Source organism: Streptococcus sp. HMSC072G04 (genome assembly GCF_001813295.1).
Lineage (GTDB): Bacteria > Bacillota > Bacilli > Lactobacillales > Streptococcaceae > Streptococcus.
This window is the reverse complement of sequence record NZ_KV812002.1, coordinates 100713-118347: the sequence shown is the minus strand read 5'-3', so window position 1 is coordinate 118347 and position 17635 is coordinate 100713. Positions and strand designations below refer to the sequence as shown.

Here is a 17635-nt window from a genome sequence, read left to right as displayed (position 1 = left end):
CGAATTACCGATTTCTGTCCCACTCTCTTTTGTGTTTGAAAAGATTTTCTTATTGTTTTAAAAATGGCAACTCGGGATGTTTCTTGGTATAGAGCACCACTTCGATAAAGGTCCCTACTTGGACGGCAAAGAGCAGTCCGACGAGAAGATTAATCCGATGGTCTGTTTCATAAAACGGAGAGTTCCATAAGAAGTGATTGGCTACTGTTGAGAGAACACACCAGAGACCAAAGAGTTTTTCCTTTTGCTGGGCCACTTGAGACAACAAGAGGAAGACACCAACGGATACAACAGCTGTATAGAGGGCATGTGAAGCTAATCCACCAGAGATACGGTTAATGGCCTCAGTGACAGCGGCTAATTGGCTGGTTTTGGTTTGGCGGGCAACGTACCCTAAATCCTCAATGATCTGAAAACCAAAGCCAGAGCCCAAGCCTGCAATTAGAATCGCTTTTAGATCTTTCTTGCCAACCATCAAGACAACCCAAAAGGCAACTAGAGCCTTAAAGAATTCCTCTGAAAATGGGGCCGTCAAGGCATCGGTCCACTTGTTAAAGACAGTGGCATCCTTGATCACATGGCTATTTATAATATCAATCAAGCTATTGCCTGAAAAGCTCAACCAGCCTGCTACGAAGGCTCCTCCAAACATGGCAATCCATAAGACATAAGTTGGGACAGACAACTGCTTGGCCAATCGTTTTGAAAAGAGATAAAGCGGGATAATAATAGCAGCTAAGACAGACAAGTTTAAGACTAAGTCTCTGCCTGCAGACTGGCTAAATTCTTGTTGAGAAAGATGACCGAGTTCAAACTCCAAGCCAATTCCTGCAAACAGTAGAAAAAGATAGATAGAGGCTCTTTGAATTTTAGTCATCTTGTTTTCCTCCCTTTTGTTTCTTTGAGCGAATCAGGTAGATCACAATCGCTAGAAGGGTTGCCCCGAACAGGCCTGCTGCTAGAATGTAATCATAGTCAAAATCAACGAGATCAATCTTCTCTTCATAAGCAGCATCTTCTTCGTCATCTAGATCTTGCAGGGCACTTTTTCCGTGTTCATCTGCCACCTTTTGTTCTGCTTCTTTTCTGATTTCTTGCAAGCGTTCGAAGGTCTTCTCAGCTCTTGCTAAGCTTTCCTCTGTTGCCTTCTTACTAGCTTCTTCAGGCTGAGAAGCAAGAGCAATTTGTTCCTGATCACTCAGATCTTGTTCGACCATCCACTGAGACTCCAACCGTTCCATTTCAGTACGAATCGCCCCATCTTCGAATAAATCTGGATACTTGGCCACAAGGTCATTGATTCTTGAAATGGTCCAATACCAAGAGCGATCATTGTAATGATCCCCTAATTCTTGGTAGGCTTGATAGGTGTTGAGAATATTGCCATAGTACGGTAAGTATGGAGCATTTCGTGGACTACCCATTGACAGCCACATGGTGCCTCCACCTGCACTCGCTGGGACATCATCTTTCAGTTGGAAAATATGGGCCTCCATGACATTTGGATTGGAAATAGGATATTTATAAACCGCATCAAACTCCCCTTTTTTCGGAATGCCTTTTCCATCCAACTCCATTTGATCCTGTGGTTTATATTTGGTTCCTTCCAAACGATTGCGTTGGAGATTCATAGCATCGCGGAGGGTTAATTTTCGATCGGTTGTATGAAGAAGGTCAAAGGACGCATCGTCATATTTAACAGGAGAGCTTGGGTCTAGCGATTTGATTCCCGACCAAACCCGAGAGCGATCTGCTTCTTGCAAAGGCGGATTATAGGATTGAGAAACGTGGAATTTTCCGTCCACTTCCTTATAGCTATTGGCTTCTTTGGCGACTTTTTCAAGATCTTTTGAAGCGATCGTGCGTTCGGTATCCGATTGATCGACATGCCCTAAGAAGAAGGTATTTGGAAAGACCGCAAATCGATCCTCTGGGAAGAGAATCGCTGCATATTGATGGCCAGATAGGATTTCCATATACCAGACGCCTTCTTTATCGGCAATGGTCACAATATTTCCTTCTGCAGCGCCTTTTTCTTCGACGATTTTAGCAATGAGTTCAACCCCTTCTCTTGCGGTTTTCACACTTGGGAGAACGATACTGGTCAAGCCCGATTCTGCGAGGCCATCCTTGACATAGGGATCCACCTTTTGGATCTTGTCATTTGCTGAAGCAGATACAGTGGCAGAAATGGAAACCCCATATTCGTTGAATCCTGCTTCATCAAAAATCCCTTGTTCAGGGGTGACATCCGGGACCGCTGTATACTTATAGCTAATCTCTGGCAAAGGGTATTGAAAACCGTTGGCAGCATCTTCAAAGATGGCTCCTTTTTTATTGTAGACACGCTCTCTGACCACAAAATTTTTATTATGGTTGGGTTCTAAATCTTCGGTACGCCCTACCAAGGTCGAACCGTCGGCAGTCAGTTTCTTCCCGATGATGAACCCTGTACAAGCCTCAACAGGTTGAGCAATCAACAAAAGCGGAAGCAAGGCTGCTACAGCTGATCGAAAATAGTGCTTCTTCATCCTAAACTCCTTTTTAAAAATGTTTTTCCTTATTTAGTATACTCTTTTACAAGCCTGTTTTGCAAGCGATTCCAGCAACCGTAAACAATTCGTAAACTATCAGAATTTTTGAGGAGAACACTTTTTAAAAAAAGAAAGAATTGGCTTATTTTGCCAATCCTAAACGAATAGGAACTAATTTTTAAGTAAAATAAGTTAAGTGATTCTTCAAAGAACTATAAAAGAGTTCTAATTTTCAAAATGAATCATAATATACGAAAACTTTCCGCTGTGAGAAAAGTGCCTGAAACGTTTTTGTTTCAGACACTCGGGAGTTTTGAAACCTTAGGTTCAAAACTAAGTCATGGAACTTCGTAGAAGGTCGCTGACGTCCGTACTCACCTAAGGAAAGTTTCTAAAATGATTTTTCTTCATTTTCTCTGTTGATTCGCTTGCCACAATTTTCCATAGAGGAGATAGTCGACTTCACGGAGCTCTTTCAGGTTCTGACAACCGAGCGCACAAAGGAGCAATCTGAGATCTTCTTTCCATCCTTGTACAAGGGCAATCACTTCTTCAATGCTCTTAGTCTCTACCATCTCAAGAAAAACGCGGGAAAGTCCTACGCCACGTGCTCCAAGGACCAAGGCCTTGACCATATCAAGGGGATGACGAATGCCCCCACTTGCTAGGACCTCAACCTGATCTATCTGATCCTGTAACTGTAAGAGACACTGCGCAGTTGATTGTCCCCAATCATCCAGATAAGCGCGATTGCCACCACGACGATTCTCAATATAGGCAAAACTAGTACCACCACGTCCAGAAATATCAACGGTTTTAATCCCAGCCTCTAGCGCTGCCTGAACTGTTTTGGGATCCATACCAAAGCCAACTTCCTTCAGGACTACAGGCACTGGAAAGCCCTGCCCATAGCTCTTGAGATGGTCTTTCCAAGTGTGGAAAATCCGCTCCCCTTCGGGCATGAGCAACTCTTGCATCAGATTCACATGGACTTGAAGAAAGAGAGGGTGTAGCTCTTCCACTGTTCGTAAGCCCAAATCTGGCTCTTTATCGATGCCAATATTGGTTGCTAAAAGAAGAAGAGGATGGTCTTTTTTGACCGCATACGATTGATCGCTCGGATCTTTCAGCCCTGCACTGTAAGAGCCAGTCACAAAGAGAATCCCACAAGCTTCGGCTACTGCTGCCAACTTTTGATTGATCTCTTTAGCCCGTTTACTCCCGCCTGTCATGGCATTGATATAAAAAGGAACCTCCCAATCACGCCCTGCGAAATGGGTTGTCAAATCAATCTCCGCTAGATCCACAAGGGGGAGGGATCGGTGAATCAGCTCGATCTCATCAAAGCTATTATAGGAGGAGCTTTGCTCCAAGGCATAGCGAATATGCTGGTCTTTTCGATTCTCGCTCACGAATCTCCCATCCTTTCTTGGTAAATGACTTCAATATTCTTTTCCTTCCAGCGCTCTATCAAGGTCTGAGTCTCAACTGGGTCAAAACTAAGGGCGATTCCACAGTCGCCTCCTCCAGCACCACTGGATTTGGCACAGACAGAAAGGCCCTCTGTCGCTTCTTGCAGCTCTTTTAGAGCTGGGGTATAGATCAAAGGGTTCAAAGACTTTAGGTTCTTATCGGCACGTTTGATACTGGTCTCGATTTCCTTTTGGTTCCCTTCACGGAGGCCTTTTTCAAGATTCTTCACTGCAATCTGACTCTCCTGAAGAAATTCTTCCTTGATCGCTCCCTTGACCTGGCGGATCAAATCACTTGAAATCGCTGGTTCCTTGGTCCAACCGACCAGAAAATCATAAGAGATGGCTGGCTGGATCAAGCGGATCTGGTAGTCCCAATCCAGGTCTAAAACTTGTGAAAGAGGCTGAGAACTCAAGACTTCATGCAACCAAGCCCGATCAAAGGATTGGTAATAAATTAAGTCCTCGTAGGCAATACAAGCCAAATCGCCCATGGAACCATTGTCCCCTCTTTGCACCAAGACCACTGCTGCTAGTCGAAAGAGCAGGTCCGGATGTAGGTCTAGTTCATACAGAGCAGCCATGGCCTTGATCACGAGCAAGACCACACTTCCGCTGGAACCAATCCCATACTTTTTCCCCTCTTCGCCCAACGTCCCTCTAAGGTGAAGATCAAAGGGTTTAGGGGATATCCCCTGATCTTTCAGCCACTCTTCCATGAGCTGTATGGTCTCTTGAATCAAGGCGTAGTCCTTATTTGGGGTCAAATCCACCTGGTAACCAAAAAGGTCTGAGGCTAGCTGGTAGGCTGTTGCTTCTTGGATGGTAGCTGACAGATAAATAGGAATAAACTGAATCACAGCTCCATAACCAGGTGTTAGCACTGCGTATTCTCCAGCTAGATAGAGCTTGCCTCCGGTCTGTACCTGATACTTAGTCTTCATCTTGAGGATCCTTTGTCTTAGATACGATGGTCCGATAGCGGGCATCAAATAAAGGCATCAGCTGATCCAAGTCTTCTTCTAAACAGAGAACCTTAACGTTTGGCCCTGCATCCATGGTGAAGTAACAAGCATGGCCTGCAGCACGAAGCTCACGGACAAAGTCCATAGCTTTGTGGCTTTCTTCTGTCAAGTAGCTAAAGGCTGGAGTGGCTGTTCTAGTCGTCGCATGCATAGCAAGGGCATTGCGCTCTGTCAGCTGACCGACCCGTTCAAAATCATTGGCAGCTAGATAGTCCAGCATGTCCTTATAATCTTGTCGAGACTCTTCGATCCATTCTTTGAAATTAGTCGAGGTCTCCATGCAGCGTTTCATCCCTTCCCGGCTGGAAACAGGCTTTTGCTTGTCATTGAGGACCAGCATGATCATCGCGAGTTTTAGGTCTGTTTTGACCTTATAAATCTCTCCACTTTCTTTGTCCCAGGCTGCTAAGGGACCAAAGAAAGACCGCGAAGAAGAACCCGAAGCAAACTTGGCTTTTTGAGCTAATTCCTCCTGACTCAAGCCCAAATCATAATACCGATTGCAAGCCTTGACGAGAGCAGAGAGCCCGCTCGAGCTAGAGGACAAGCCTGCTGCGGTTGGCATGTTGTTGCTGGTATCCACCCGAACAAATCCCGCTTCATCTGCTGGTTTCAAGCCATCAATCACAGCTCCAATTTTGGCTTGCTCAGCTGGATTTTGGAATTTTCCATCGATGTAAAATTCATGCGCAGTCGCATCTGCTGGCAAGGGAGAGAGACTGGTCTCTGTATACATATTCTCTAAGGTCAACGAAATCGAACTGGTCGAAGGGACCATCTGTTTGGCATCTTCTTTTCCCCAGTATTTGATAATCGCGATATTGGCATAGGACTTAGCCTTTACAGGTTTTCGATCCATGTATGGTGCGCTCCTTCTTTTTCTAATGCATGGGCAATGGTTGCTGCTTCACGAGAATCCTTGACGAGGGCAATCACACAGCCTCCAAGACCACCTCCGCTCATTTTAGCGCCTAAGGCCCCTTTTTCAAGGGCAACGGCGACCAGGTGGTCTGCTTTTTCACAACTGACACCCACGGCTCTCAAGTGCTCATGGCAAGTAGTCAGAGCCTGTCCTAGGTTCGTTAGATCATTCATTTTCAGAGCCTCTTCTACCTGCTGGGTCAACTGACCAATCTCATGGAAATGGGATAAAACTTCCTGCCCTTTGGCTTCCACCTTTTGAATCGCCTCACGTGTATTGCCGTGAATTCCCGTATCCGCAATCACCAAGCTCGCTTTTATACCCAGCTCCAGCGGGTAAAAGCCGACATTCCGGATGAATTTAATGGCTTGATCACTCAAACAAGTCTTGGCATCGAGCCCACTTGGATTCATATGGGCAATGGTTTCTGCTCGGTTGACCAGGATTTCTAAGGTCTCATCATCCAGCTTCTCTTGATAATAGTCAAAAACGGCACGAATAGCTGCGATACTCACCGCCGCAGACGATCCCATCCCCCGTTTTTCCGGTACCATGGACTGAATGCGACAGCGAATCCGGGCCTCTTTAATCCCGAGGTGCTCAAGAGACGCAAAAACTGCCATGGACAAGGTGTCATCTTCAAACAAAATCCATGGACTATCTGCCGGGACGATCTGGCAGATCACTTCGATATGATGGAGTGGCAGCGCAATAGCCGGATAACCATAGACCACCGCATGCTCTCCAATTAAGATAATTTTACTATGCGCCCTTCCGACGCCTATCTCTTTGTTCATATTCATCTCGCTCTATTAAGGTCATTACTATTTTAATATAAATCAGACAAAAAAGCGATGCTTTTGAAGGAAATCCAACCTAAGACGGAGTTCAAAAATGAATCTCCTACCAGTTTCTTTCTCACGGATAGACCTTAAAAGGCCAGGATCCATCATCCTAGCCTTCCATTTCTATTTTTCAAATTCTTGTTTGATCAAGTCCATCAAGGAGTTGCGGTCGAGGATCCATTTGGCCCGTTCGTCCTTCTCATAGGTCCGGTTGGACAAAAAGATCACAGCTTCCTGCCTCTTTCGATTGTACATGATGAAGGTTCCTGTATAGCCCGTATGATCCAACCAGTCCCCCTCTAGATTCCATCCCAGAGCGCGAGTCTTGCCCTCTTCACGCGCAAAATTCTGAGACAAGTCACGCGCAAAATCATCCTTCAGATAATGCTCTAAGAAGCACTCTAGATCTGGAACCGTTGAAAAAAGTCCAGCACTTCCCGCATGACGACCCAGAACTCTCGCTTTGGGATCATGAACACTTCCAGAAGCAATGCCACGGACCGTTGGCACCGCCCTTTCGACCGGTCCAAACCGTGTTTCCATCATCTTCCAAGGCGTAAAAATCAGCTCTTCAAATAAACGATCCAAGGGCTGGTGAAACCTGTCTTCTAACCAAAAGCCCAACAGAAGAAAATTGACGTCAGTGTAATGAAAACTCTTGTCTTCTTTTAACTGCAAATTTTCAAGGGCTGTTTTCAACTGTCTCGCATCCAAATGATCCCGGTTGGGGATAAAAGGATCGAGCCCAGAAGTATGGGTCAAGAGTTCCCGGATAGTCGTCTTCTCATGAGCAAAACGCGGGTAAAGCTCTTTAAAGGGGCGATCAAGCGCAAGCTCCCCTTTCGCATACAAAAAGGCACAGATGGTAGCAACTCCGACGACCTTACTGACACTAGCCAAATCATAGACCAGGTCAGCCACTACTGGCTCTCCTTTTTCAGGATCCGCTAGTCCCAGATAGTGCTCACTCCACTGACCCTTGCGGTAAAGCGCAAGAGAGGCACCTGGATAGATGCCTTCTTGGATTTGTTCGGTAATTTTTTCGATGATTGCCTTCACGCTCATCACTCCATTCTTATTCTTCATAAGAAATATGGACCTGATCTTGATTGGCTTCAAACCAGAGTTCGATCTGACTTGGATCCTTGGCAATCAAGAAAGTTCCCTTACGGTGCACAAAATCGACAGCTTCTCCCAAGCGTTCTTTCAAGTCTTCCACATCAAAAGATGCCAATTCGACCTTGATCATGCTCAAATCCCAAGTAACCTTGTTCTCCACTTGGAGATCTTCTCCTTGGGCTTCCTGCAAATGGATAAAGTGGGCCAAAGCTGGCAAGTTGCTATAGAACTTCTCAGCCTCAGCAAAATCGGCCACATTAACCTCAAGAAAATCCACATCAAAGCTGGTCAAACCTTTGAAATCTTCTGGCACGTCAACAAGAGGCGCTTTCTCCAAAGGTTCTAGGCTTTCAAGATTTTCTTCAGCATGCACAAAAATGGTATCTCCTTGAGGAGACACAACTTCAAAGGCGCGACCATTAGCTCCTTGGAAAAGGGCGCTTGTTTCTGGCTGGCGGGCCAACAAATAATCAATTTCTTGAGCTTGTGCCACTTTCACCACGATGCGACCCAATTTCTTTGGACCTTCGACCTTACGCGAACGCATACTCGGTGACTCTTCTAAGACGATTTTTTCTACTTTTGAGGCATCTCCTAAAGATAGGAGAGCTCCTTCTTCCACTAATACTTTCATTCCCAATGTCTCTTCATAAAAGCGTTGATTGACATTTCGGTTATTCACTTTCAAGACTGGGATCACTCTTACGATCTGATTTGCTGTCATAACTTCCTCCAAGCACTTTTTATTGTAAAAGATTTTCTGGCTTTTTACAAGAAATTTTGCGCAGATTTATGAAAAACTCTATCGACAAGCGCTTTCCCTATTTTCTTTAGACAATCCCTTTTTGATTCAGTATAATAGAAATTGGAACGATGACAGCGCTGATGCGACTGCTCACTCAATTCGAGATGCGAACAAGATAGGAGAATCCACCATGAAATTTAATCAATTTAGCTATATTCCTACAGCCAATGACACGATAAAGGAAGAGTTGGCTCTTTTGGGCTTTAGCTTCCAAGAAGAGAGCGATCCGAAAAAAATGTTGGAAGCCTTTGTCCGCCAAGTTTCTTTCCAATATAAAGACACAGACTATGCCTTATCGACTCTTGTGGCAGATAAAGAAACCGATTTGCTGGCCTTTTTCAACTCTGAAAAACCCTTAACAGCAGATGTTTTTTATACAGTTGCCTTTCAATTACTAGGCTTTAGCTTTTTTGTGGACTTTGATGATAGTGAAGCCTTTCGCAAGGAGACAGCTTTTCCCATCACATATGGCTCTCTCCTAGAAAATCTCTACCAACTCCTGAACACCCGCACCAAACGAGGCAATACCTTGATCGATCAGTTGGTCAGCGATGGTTTGATTCCTGAGACCAACCAGTATCACTATTTTAATGGTAAGAGCCTCGCGACCTTTACAAGCCAGGATGCTATCCGTGAGGTCGTTTATGTCGAAAGTCGGGTCGATACCGACCAAGATGGCCTGCCAGACTTGGTCAAGGTCAGCATCATCCGTCCTCGTTATGAAGGCAAGATTCCAGCTGTAATGACCGCAAGTCCTTATCACCAAGGGACTAACGACAAGGCTAGCGACAAGGCCCTCTACAATATGAATGTAGACCTGGAGGTCAAAGAACCTCATACCATTCAACTAGAAGAACCTCAATTAACAGTAGTCGAACCTGTCGGTCAAGCTGAACTAGTCGATGAAGCTGAAGAAACCCTCACTCATATCAATTCCAGCTATACCCTCAATGACTACCTGCTTCCACGTGGCTACGCCAATCTTTACGTCTCTGGAGTGGGGACAAAAGATTCACAAGGGCTGATGACTAATGGAAATTACCAACAAATCGAAGCCTACAAGAATGTCATCGATTGGCTCAATGGCCGTTGCCGGGCCTTTACAGATCATACACGCAAACGTCAAGTCAAAGCTGATTGGTCTAATGGAAAGGTCGCAACCACCGGGATCTCTTACCTTGGAACCATGTCTAACGGCCTTGCGACCACGGGTGTGGACGGCCTAGAAGTCATCATTGCTGAGGCTGGGATCTCTTCTTGGTACAACTACTACCGCGAAAACGGCCTCGTGACAAGTCCTGGGGGCTATCCAGGTGAAGATTTTGATTCCCTCGCCGAATTGACCTATTCACGCAACCTTTTAGGTGGGGATTATTTACACCACAATGCAGCCCACCAAGCCGATCTTGATCGCGTCAAAAAAGAGTTGGACCGAGCTTCTGGAGACTACAATCAATTCTGGCACGATCGCAATTATCTCTTAAATGCAAATCGGGTCAAGGCAGAGGTGGTCTTCACTCATGGTTCCCAAGACTGGAACGTCAAACCGCTTCACGTCTTTAACATGTTCCAGGCCCTTCCAGCAAGCATCAAGAAACACCTCTTCTATCACAATGGTGCCCATGTCTATCTCAACAACTGGCAGTCTATTGACTTCCGTGAGAGTATGAACGCCCTTCTCTCTAAAAAATTGCTGGGCTATGCTTCAAGCTATGAGTTACCAACTGTCATCTGGCAGGACAATACAGGGGAACAAAGTTGGACTTCCTTGGATGATTTTGGCAACCAAACAAGTCAGCGGACCTTCTCGCTGGGAGACGGTGAAAAAGTCATCCAAAACCGCTATGCGACAGAAGATTACGAGCGCTATGGAAAGGCTTATCCGACCTTCTTAAGCGATCTCTACCAAGACAAGGCGCAACAGGTGACGATTGATCTTCCAATCGAAGAAGACCTGCACCTCAATGGGAAAGCTCGCCTTCACCTACGGGTCCAATCAAGCACCAATAAAGGCCTTCTATCAGCCCAACTCTTAGAGCTTGGAAGCAAGAAATACCTCCAACCCTATCCTGCAGTCTTATCGGTCCGTACGCTGGATAACGGTCGCTACCATATGCTAGATAACTTGACCGAGTTGCCATTCAAGGAAGCGGGCCAGCGAGTGATTTCGAAAGGTTATCTCAACCTCCAAAACCGGCATGACCTCTTAGAGGTTGAAGCCGTAACACCAGGCGAGTGGATGGAATTTGACTTTGATCTCCAACCAACCATCTACAAGCTCGAAAAAGGGGCAACTCTTCGCTTGGTCCTTTACACGACGGACTTTGAAATCACTGTGCGTGATCAAACCGATTACCAACTCACCATTGACTTAGCACAATCAAGCCTCCATCTTCCTGAAATGACAGAGGCCCACTAATCGTGGTATCAAGGCTTAGCCTTTCTTTGCTTCATTTGACAGCTTAGCCTACTTATGTTACTATCTAATAGAGTATTTCATAGAAAAAGATATTAGAGGAAGTTATGGCGATTGAAAAAACTGTCAGCGAAATTGCTGAAATTTTAGGAGTCAGCCGCCAGGCGGTCAATAACCGTGTCAAGGCGCTGGCTCCAGAAGATACCCAAAAAAACGAAAAAGGGGTTACCGTTGTAACCCGTAGTGGCTTGATCAAGCTCGAAGAAATCTACAAAAAAACTATTTTTGAAGATGAGCCAGTCAGCGATGATGTGAAGCAACGCGAATTGATGGAAATTTTGGTAGATGAAAAAAATGCTGAAATCGTCCGTCTCTACGAGCAACTCAAAGCCAAAGACGAGCAACTCGCTAAGAAAGATGAACAGTTGCGCGTGAAAGACGTTCAAATTGCTGAAAAAGACAAGCAATTGGACCAACAACAACAATTGACTTTACAAGCAATGAACGACCGCGATACCTTGAAACTTGAACTCGAACAAGCCAACGAAAAAGTTCAAGAGCAAGAAAGCAAAGGTTTCTGGGCACGCGTTTTCCGTCGATAATCCGGGGCTGGATCCTACCAGTCCCTTTTCTTTTCTACCACAGGAGATTTCCCATGAAAGCATTAGAAGATTATATCGCCTTTGACCTCGAATTTAACCAATACGAAGGCGCCTATCAGATCATCCAGGTGTCTGCCGTACGTTTTACGAACGGTAAAGAAGTCAATCACTACGACTCCTACGTTTACACCGATAAGCCCCTAAAAAGCTTTATTAACGGCCTGACTGGCATTACCCAGGACAAGATCCAAAATGCCCCACAACTCGAACAGGTCCTCAGCGAATTCAAGGCCTTTGTAGGAGACCGGCCCTTGATCGGATACAATGCCAAAAAGAGCGACCTTCCCATCCTGCTTGAAAATGGGCTGGATCTAGAAGACCAGTACGCCGTCGATGTCTTTGACGAAGCCTTCGAACGTCGTCCATCTGACCTCCACGGCATTAAAAATCTCCAACTCCACACCGTTGCAGAATTTTTGGGAGTCGCAGGAAAATCACACGATAGCTTAGAGGATGCCCGCATGACAGCCCTTGTCTACGAACAATTCCTCGAATTTGATCAAGGCCGTACCCTCCTTGAAGAGCAAGAGAACTTCTCCATCAACCCCTTTGGAGGCTTGGACTTATCCGGATTTTTTGATGAATAAAAAGAGAGAGTGGGACAGAAATCGGTAATTCGTTAGAATTCGATTTCGTCGTCCCACCTCCGAACAGTTGAGTAGGGCTGTAAAAACTGATGAAATCAGCGTAGTAGAGCCCACTCAACCACTGCGTCTTGCTCGACAATCCAAAAACAATTAAGAGGCTAGGACTTTTGTCCCAGCCTCTTTTGAGTTAATGAAAACTTCCTTAGCTTAAAATGGCAATTTCCCTGCGAAAGCACCGAGTTTTTTCTTGGTTGCAGCATCAATTTCTTCAATGGCAGCATTGATGGCTTGCACCGTCATATCCGAAAGAGTTTCCATATCTTCTGGGTCGACCACTGCGGCATTGAAATCGATGGAAACAACCTTCTTATCACCTGTAAGAGTTGCAACAACCAAGTCTTGAGCAGATTTCCCTACAAATTGAGTTGCGGCTAATTCCGCTTGGCTTTGCTCCATTTGCTTTTGCAATTTTTGAGCTTGCTTCATCATATTTTGCATATTCATCATAAGATTTTCTAGATTCCTTTCGTATCAAGGGTTTAGACCCTGTTGCTTAATTTTTACTGCCCACTTCTGCCCATTTTTTTAAAAATCGTCAAATGCGTTAGCGACTTCTTTTTGTTGTGATGGGAACAAATGTGAGTAGATATTTATTGTTGTATTGATAGAACTATGTCCTAGTCGTTTCATCAGAGTGAAAAAGATATAATCCTTTCCTTCTCCTCTCCTCAATCCCTGATTTATCAAAAAGGCTACATGTGAATGCCTAAAATCATGGTTTCGAATCAATTTGAAGTCTTCTGGCAATCGTTTCTTGAATGCTGCTCTAAAGTTAGAGACATTCGGAGCAGTCATAGGCTCCCCTGAAAATTGGAAAATCTGCAAATCATCTGTTGAATCAGTTAGCTTAGACAGTCTCTGACTTTGTACTGACTTCCAGGTTTTCAACTCATCCACAAAAGCTTTATGGATATAGATTTCTCTATTTGATTGAGTCGTCTTTACAGATCCAATATGTATTTTCCCATTGCGATAATAGGCTGACTTACGGATCTTAATATATCCCTCGTCAAGAAAAACATCTCTCCAAGTTAAGGCAAGTGCCTCCCCCATACGAATTCCCGTAAACATAAGTACACGATACAGAAGTTTAAAAGGATACTCACTTTCTTCAAAATAAGATTCAAACTCCTTGAATTGTTCAGGAGTATAATAAGACATTTCTTTATGCTTTTCTGGAAGTTTCCGAATGGCATCACATGGATTATCCTGTCTATATCCTTTCGAAATAGCAATATCAAACAACTTATGAACAAAAATCATTTGTTGGTTAATATGCATTGGTGTAAGTGTCCCACCTTTTACACTTGGCTGTTCAATTAGCCAATCTCGATATTTTTTTACATCTTGAATGGTAACTGAAGACATATCAGCGTATTCAAAGAATCGCGATACATATTGGGTATAGTATGAGTTCTGGGTATCTACTGTACCTTTTTTATTTCCACGAAGCTCATCTTCTTCTTTTAACATTACATAAAGAGAGGAAATGGTAAGTTTTTTTGTATTCTGAATCTGATTTAACTTATGGATACGGTAATAAGCCGCATATTCCTCTGCTTCTTTTTTTGTTAAAAAATTAGATTTACGATGTCGTGTACGTTTGCCAGTTAAGGAACTTTTACCATCACTAATATCAACTAGCCACAGTCCATCATCCTGTTTAATTACCGCCATGCTATTTTTCTCCTTCAGTCATGACAGCGTTTTGAAGGTTCCCCTCAATTATATCATTTTTTAATTGTATTTGAAAACCAAGAATGGATTCAACTGTGATAATTGGTACACGTCCAATGCGTTTGTTCTTATACCATTCAAATCCTTCTTGTACAAGCTGGCTCTTAGCTTTTCGTATTAATTTACTAGCTTGTGTTTCAGAATATCCAATCAATTCCATTAAATCATTTTTATCTACAACTTGAATCATCTATATCTATTCCTTTCTAATGTCCTATTACATAGGTAAATTGTTTGGCAGTTTCTGCATCAAACGTGCGGTAACTAATAATCCCCAATCCTTTAACATTACATTCTGAGACGAGAATTGAGCCGTCTGATTTAACTTGTTCCACAAATGAAATATGTCCGTATATTGGATCGGCTCCAGCTTGTCCAGGGCTAAATGATAGAGCAGAATGCTCAGTCGGTGTATGAGTTGTTGTGAATCCTGGTTTATTCATCCATTGACCACCATTTCCCATAAATGGATCAAAGTTGACTCCGACTTGTTTTCCACGGTTGAAGACATACCAAGTACATTGTCCCCAAGGATAAGTACTAGTGATATATCCTGTGGTATCAATAGCTGTTGTCAGACTGTAACCTGCTGGTATATCATTTGAAGTGACTCCTCCACCATCTCTAGTTTTTCCTGTAGTTTGTTCAGGAGCTTTTGGTGTTCCTCCATGTTCATCAATGAAGGCATCCAGTTTTTGCATGGTTTCGGCACGTCTTTTCCCTGATCCTGTGGTATCTGTGAAATAGACTCCACCATCAGTTGCTGGATTAAGTGTTCCATTCGCAAGCTTTTTAGCTTTATCATCTTGTATTTTAAAGGTTTGGTTTTTATTCCCAATGATGGTTTGCTGGGTTAGTCCAACAACAGCAACCTCATCATTAAAGTTATTGGCATATTCTGGATTGGAATCATAGGCCCCAAAACCAAACATATTGGCTCCAGGATTAGTGGCTACCCCAGCAGTTCCAAGGGAACTTTCATTCAGTGCGATCGCAACGATTCCACGGACATCAAGATTAGATTTAGCTTCCCATTCGAGGAGCTTTTTTCCATTAATTCGGTTCTTATCATAGGAGATTCCTAACGTATCTAAAAAGCCGTCTAATTGCTCTGCTGTAATACCGAAGCGATGAACCAGTAGGTTGTGAGTATAAGGATCTCCATCTGACCAGTGATCCGCATAAGTCACTCCATTTTGGGATTGGGGTGAGCCATTCGTTCCACCACCTCCGACAGCCCCCATAAGGATAATGATTATGAGGACCGGTAGAAAGAGAGGAATGAGGCCGGCTAATAGAAACCATTTTAGTTTTTTCATCGAATCTCCTTTCTAGTTAATGTCTTATATAAGCAGTGAACAAAACAGTCCCAAAACGCCATTTTGCATCTAAAACGACTGAATAGGACTTGGTTTGTAGGATGATTTGGTCTCTTTCTTGTTCTGAGACTGGAAACAAAAGAAGGAAATCGACTGAGCGTTTTCCTTCTTGGTAGGCTTGATAAAGAGTTTCTTCAAGAACTCTTGGAAAAGAAGTTCTTGAACGTATCTTGGTATTCATATCATTCTCCTCTAAGTTGTTTTAAGCGTTCTGTTAATCGGTCTCTTCGTTCAATATTGGCTCTCAATTTATCATCTCGTGTCATGGTTTTCCTATAAGCACGAGTGAAGGCATTCGATCCTTGGGCTTTGTACATGGCTTGAGGATCTTTATATTCCTCTAATTTGTGCTCAATACTATTAATGCGGAGCTGTTTAAATGGAGAAATCCATTCTTCTTTAAGAGTTTGAAATTCCTCGTTTGAACTTGGTGTTGGCTCCACTGTGATTAGGGATTCCATTGAACGAGTTGGTGTCTTTTCTTCAACAGGTTTAACCCCTTCTAGCGTTGGATTTGTTTTCGGAATGTTTGGTCCTGGAGTATCTGGACTTATTGGAGTCTCAAGTGTTTCTGTTAGGAGCACTTCATCAGGTTGGTGCTCTGATTCCTTATTAGTAAAGAAAGAACCAATATTTTGGAAGTGACTCTTGGTATTCATCATCATCCCAGCTCCGAAACCAGCACCCGCTAAGGCAAAGTTCCCAAGGTGTTGAGCAGATGAAAGACTTCTCGATGGTACTTGTGAAGCCACCTCTCTAGTCTTTGTGACCCCTTTTTCAACTTTGTTTCCAATATCACTCGCAACCATACGTGCTTTAGATCCAAGAATGAATTGGATCAGCTCAGCTTTGTATTTCCATAGAAGGAAGTATACAAGTCCTTTTGATACAACTGAAATGAGTAGTTTAAAGACAAGGCCGAAGATGATCAAGGATGGAAGAGTTTTAAGGATGCCGTCAAAGCCTGTAATGACAATGTTTTCGATCATTTTTTCAATGTAAAAGACCAAAAGCGTTAATAGACTCGTGATAGCTGGGAAAAGCAGCCCACCAAACATGACTTTCAAGACTCCAAAAATCAAATCTTGCATTCTTGGTACAAAGGACATTAGTAGCACAATTGGAAAGAGCAGGATCATCATCAGGACAAGTGTCTGAGCAATGACGTTTAACATTTGAATCAAAATAACCGGTATCGCTAATACAAAGGCTTCACAGATTTTGAAGATGACATAAAACATACGAGTAAAGATGAAATCGGGCATAGCTGAGACCCAACGGTTCTTTTCACCATCATCATTGGCTCCATTTCCTAGTTCATCTAGATATTTATTACGATCTTTCGATTTAACCGCTTTAAAGTTTCCATTCTTATCGCCTGTTCCTAATACCTTACTATCGTCAAAAGTCTCTTGTTTCCCATCTTGGCTGTTCTTATATTTCCCGTTTTCTTGACCTGTGTTGACAAAGACATAGGCTTTATAAGAGGTGTCTGCAATATAGCTATCTGCCATGGAATCGCCAATTTTAATGGATTTATTATTTCCATACTCCACCTTGATATTCGTGATATGTTTACTGACATCTTGAGAGACATGGTTGATAGTATCAAGTAGATACAGACCACCTGATGTTCCAGCGATTGTTCCAAAGTAACCGAAGCCAAGGATGATAACTAGAAAGACACGAAGGAGAGTTCTTGAAAAAGCTCCCTTAGAAAAGAAAAACTGAAAAAAAAGATAGAACGCTAGAATCAGAAGCAACATTGAAACGAGTGATTGTTTTGCGACTCCGCCAGAACTTGAACCAATAAATCCTTTCCAGATATTCATCGCTCCATTAAAGACATAGTTCTTGTAGTTGGAGTAGAGATCAATCTTTTCGAGAATTCGAATCAGCAAAGAAAAGAAGCCCACCACTGCGTTTAGAATGAAAAAGAAGAAGTTGACGAAAAGTTCATTAATCAGTACCCAAGCCCCATTAAAGGAAGCGAACCCAGTAGGCTCCATGTAGGACTTGAGAGAGAAGATATCGACTCCCCTTAGTTTGTCAAAAGCTTCTTGCATGGATTC

Annotated in this window: 17 protein-coding genes; 3 read left to right on the top strand and 14 right to left on the bottom strand. The window is 43.5% G+C overall.

Annotated features, from left to right (window positions below; all coding sequences use genetic code 11):
• Window positions 1–49: 49 nt before the first annotated feature.
• From HMPREF2904_RS00835 to HMPREF2904_RS00800, 8 genes are all read right to left on the bottom strand, one after another.
• The gene (locus HMPREF2904_RS00835; protein WP_070659412.1) at window positions 50–877 is read right to left on the bottom strand and encodes a PrsW family glutamic-type intramembrane protease; all 828 of its coding nucleotides are present in this window, start codon (window positions 875–877) and stop codon (window positions 50–52) included.
• Entirely contained in the window at window positions 870–2531 is a 1662-nt protein-coding gene (locus tag HMPREF2904_RS00830; protein WP_070659410.1) for a C69 family dipeptidase, read from the bottom strand. The genes HMPREF2904_RS00835 and HMPREF2904_RS00830 overlap by 8 nt, the downstream gene beginning before the upstream one ends.
• A 410-nt stretch (window positions 2532–2941) precedes the next feature.
• Window positions 2942–3946 (bottom strand): type 2 isopentenyl-diphosphate Delta-isomerase, encoded by a 1005-nt coding sequence (gene fni, locus HMPREF2904_RS00825; protein WP_070659408.1) that lies wholly within the window; start codon window positions 3944–3946, stop codon window positions 2942–2944.
• Window positions 3943–4950, bottom strand: coding sequence for a phosphomevalonate kinase (locus HMPREF2904_RS00820; protein ID WP_070659406.1), 1008 nt, complete (start codon window positions 4948–4950; stop codon window positions 3943–3945). The genes fni and HMPREF2904_RS00820 overlap by 4 nt, the downstream gene beginning before the upstream one ends.
• Window positions 4940–5890: a diphosphomevalonate decarboxylase gene (gene mvaD / locus HMPREF2904_RS00815; RefSeq protein ID WP_070659404.1), complete on the bottom strand. Its 951-nt coding sequence runs from the start codon at window positions 5888–5890 to the stop codon at window positions 4940–4942. The genes HMPREF2904_RS00820 and mvaD overlap by 11 nt, the downstream gene beginning before the upstream one ends.
• Window positions 5872–6750, bottom strand: coding sequence for a mevalonate kinase (mvk, locus tag HMPREF2904_RS00810; protein ID WP_070659476.1), 879 nt, complete (start codon window positions 6748–6750; stop codon window positions 5872–5874). Before mvk ends, mvaD begins: the two co-directional genes overlap by 19 nt.
• A 171-nt stretch (window positions 6751–6921) precedes the next feature.
• Window positions 6922–7863 (bottom strand): serine hydrolase domain-containing protein, encoded by a 942-nt coding sequence (locus HMPREF2904_RS00805; protein WP_070659475.1) that lies wholly within the window; start codon window positions 7861–7863, stop codon window positions 6922–6924.
• 10 nt (window positions 7864–7873) lie between these two features.
• Entirely contained in the window at window positions 7874–8641 is a 768-nt protein-coding gene (locus tag HMPREF2904_RS00800) for a CppA N-terminal domain-containing protein (RefSeq protein ID WP_070659402.1), read from the bottom strand.
• Window positions 8642–8852: 211 nt separating this feature from the next.
• On the opposite strand from HMPREF2904_RS00800, the gene HMPREF2904_RS00795 reads away from it, so the two are divergent.
• The 3 genes from HMPREF2904_RS00795 (at window position 8853) to HMPREF2904_RS00785 (ending at window position 12387) form a co-directional block, all read left to right on the top strand.
• Window positions 8853–11141: a Xaa-Pro dipeptidyl-peptidase gene (locus HMPREF2904_RS00795; RefSeq protein WP_070659400.1), complete on the top strand. Its 2289-nt coding sequence runs from the start codon at window positions 8853–8855 to the stop codon at window positions 11139–11141.
• Window positions 11142–11245: 104 nt separating this feature from the next.
• The gene (locus tag HMPREF2904_RS00790; protein ID WP_003008835.1) at window positions 11246–11740 is read left to right on the top strand and encodes a DUF536 domain-containing protein; all 495 of its coding nucleotides are present in this window, start codon (window positions 11246–11248) and stop codon (window positions 11738–11740) included.
• Window positions 11741–11793: 53 nt separating this feature from the next.
• A complete protein-coding gene (locus HMPREF2904_RS00785) occupies window positions 11794–12387 on the top strand; it encodes a 3'-5' exonuclease (RefSeq protein WP_070659398.1) in 594 nt (197 codons plus the stop codon).
• A gap of 207 nt (window positions 12388–12594) precedes the next feature.
• Here HMPREF2904_RS00785 and HMPREF2904_RS00780 read toward each other — a convergent pair whose 3' ends face one another.
• From HMPREF2904_RS00780 to HMPREF2904_RS00755, 6 genes are all read right to left on the bottom strand, one after another.
• The gene (locus HMPREF2904_RS00780) at window positions 12595–12894 is read right to left on the bottom strand and encodes a YbaB/EbfC family nucleoid-associated protein (protein WP_070659396.1); all 300 of its coding nucleotides are present in this window, start codon (window positions 12892–12894) and stop codon (window positions 12595–12597) included.
• Between the two features lie 78 nt (window positions 12895–12972).
• Window positions 12973–14124 carry a site-specific integrase gene (locus tag HMPREF2904_RS00775; protein ID WP_049486002.1) on the bottom strand — a complete coding sequence of 384 codons (1152 nt, stop codon included), beginning with the start codon at window positions 14122–14124 and terminating at the stop codon, window positions 12973–12975.
• A gap of 1 nt (window position 14125) precedes the next feature.
• A complete protein-coding gene (locus HMPREF2904_RS00770) occupies window positions 14126–14374 on the bottom strand; it encodes a DUF3173 family protein (RefSeq protein ID WP_049486003.1) in 249 nt (82 codons plus the stop codon).
• A 16-nt stretch (window positions 14375–14390) separates the two neighbouring features.
• Window positions 14391–15503: a CHAP domain-containing protein gene (locus HMPREF2904_RS00765; RefSeq protein ID WP_070659394.1), complete on the bottom strand. Its 1113-nt coding sequence runs from the start codon at window positions 15501–15503 to the stop codon at window positions 14391–14393.
• 16 nt (window positions 15504–15519) lie between these two features.
• Complete coding sequence (locus HMPREF2904_RS00760; protein WP_070659392.1) at window positions 15520–15744, bottom strand: hypothetical protein; 225 nt, start codon at window positions 15742–15744, stop codon at window positions 15520–15522.
• Between the two features lies 1 nt (window position 15745).
• A complete protein-coding gene (locus HMPREF2904_RS00755) occupies window positions 15746–17629 on the bottom strand; it encodes an MFS transporter (protein WP_070659390.1) in 1884 nt (627 codons plus the stop codon).
• Window positions 17630–17635: the final 6 nt, after the last annotated feature.

What these genes read in the sequence shown, in the direction of transcription:
- HMPREF2904_RS00835 (WP_070659412.1), bottom strand. Translation starts at nt 877, where the DNA reads ATGACTAAAATTCAAAGAGCCTCTATCTATCTTTTTCTACTGTTTGCA.
- HMPREF2904_RS00830 (WP_070659410.1), bottom strand. Translation starts at nt 2,531, where the DNA reads ATGAAGAAGCACTATTTTCGATCAGCTGTAGCAGCCTTGCTTCCGCTT.
- HMPREF2904_RS00820 (WP_070659406.1), bottom strand. Translation starts at nt 4,950, where the DNA reads ATGAAGACTAAGTATCAGGTACAGACCGGAGGCAAGCTCTATCTAGCT.
- mvaD (WP_070659404.1), bottom strand. Translation starts at nt 5,890, where the DNA reads ATGGATCGAAAACCTGTAAAGGCTAAGTCCTATGCCAATATCGCGATT.
- mvk (WP_070659476.1), bottom strand. Translation starts at nt 6,750, where the DNA reads ATGAACAAAGAGATAGGCGTCGGAAGGGCGCATAGTAAAATTATCTTA.
- HMPREF2904_RS00805 (WP_070659475.1), bottom strand. Translation starts at nt 7,863, where the DNA reads ATGAGCGTGAAGGCAATCATCGAAAAAATTACCGAACAAATCCAAGAA.
- HMPREF2904_RS00800 (WP_070659402.1), bottom strand. Translation starts at nt 8,641, where the DNA reads ATGACAGCAAATCAGATCGTAAGAGTGATCCCAGTCTTGAAAGTGAAT.
- HMPREF2904_RS00795 (WP_070659400.1), top strand. Translation starts at nt 8,853, where the DNA reads ATGAAATTTAATCAATTTAGCTATATTCCTACAGCCAATGACACGATA.
- HMPREF2904_RS00790 (WP_003008835.1), top strand. Translation starts at nt 11,246, where the DNA reads ATGGCGATTGAAAAAACTGTCAGCGAAATTGCTGAAATTTTAGGAGTC.
- HMPREF2904_RS00785 (WP_070659398.1), top strand. Translation starts at nt 11,794, where the DNA reads ATGAAAGCATTAGAAGATTATATCGCCTTTGACCTCGAATTTAACCAA.
- HMPREF2904_RS00780 (WP_070659396.1), bottom strand. Translation starts at nt 12,894, where the DNA reads ATGATGAATATGCAAAATATGATGAAGCAAGCTCAAAAATTGCAAAAG.
- HMPREF2904_RS00775 (WP_049486002.1), bottom strand. Translation starts at nt 14,124, where the DNA reads ATGGCGGTAATTAAACAGGATGATGGACTGTGGCTAGTTGATATTAGT.
- HMPREF2904_RS00770 (WP_049486003.1), bottom strand. Translation starts at nt 14,374, where the DNA reads ATGATTCAAGTTGTAGATAAAAATGATTTAATGGAATTGATTGGATAT.
- HMPREF2904_RS00765 (WP_070659394.1), bottom strand. Translation starts at nt 15,503, where the DNA reads ATGAAAAAACTAAAATGGTTTCTATTAGCCGGCCTCATTCCTCTCTTT.
- HMPREF2904_RS00760 (WP_070659392.1), bottom strand. Translation starts at nt 15,744, where the DNA reads ATGAATACCAAGATACGTTCAAGAACTTCTTTTCCAAGAGTTCTTGAA.
- HMPREF2904_RS00755 (WP_070659390.1), bottom strand. Translation starts at nt 17,629, where the DNA reads ATGCAAGAAGCTTTTGACAAACTAAGGGGAGTCGATATCTTCTCTCTC.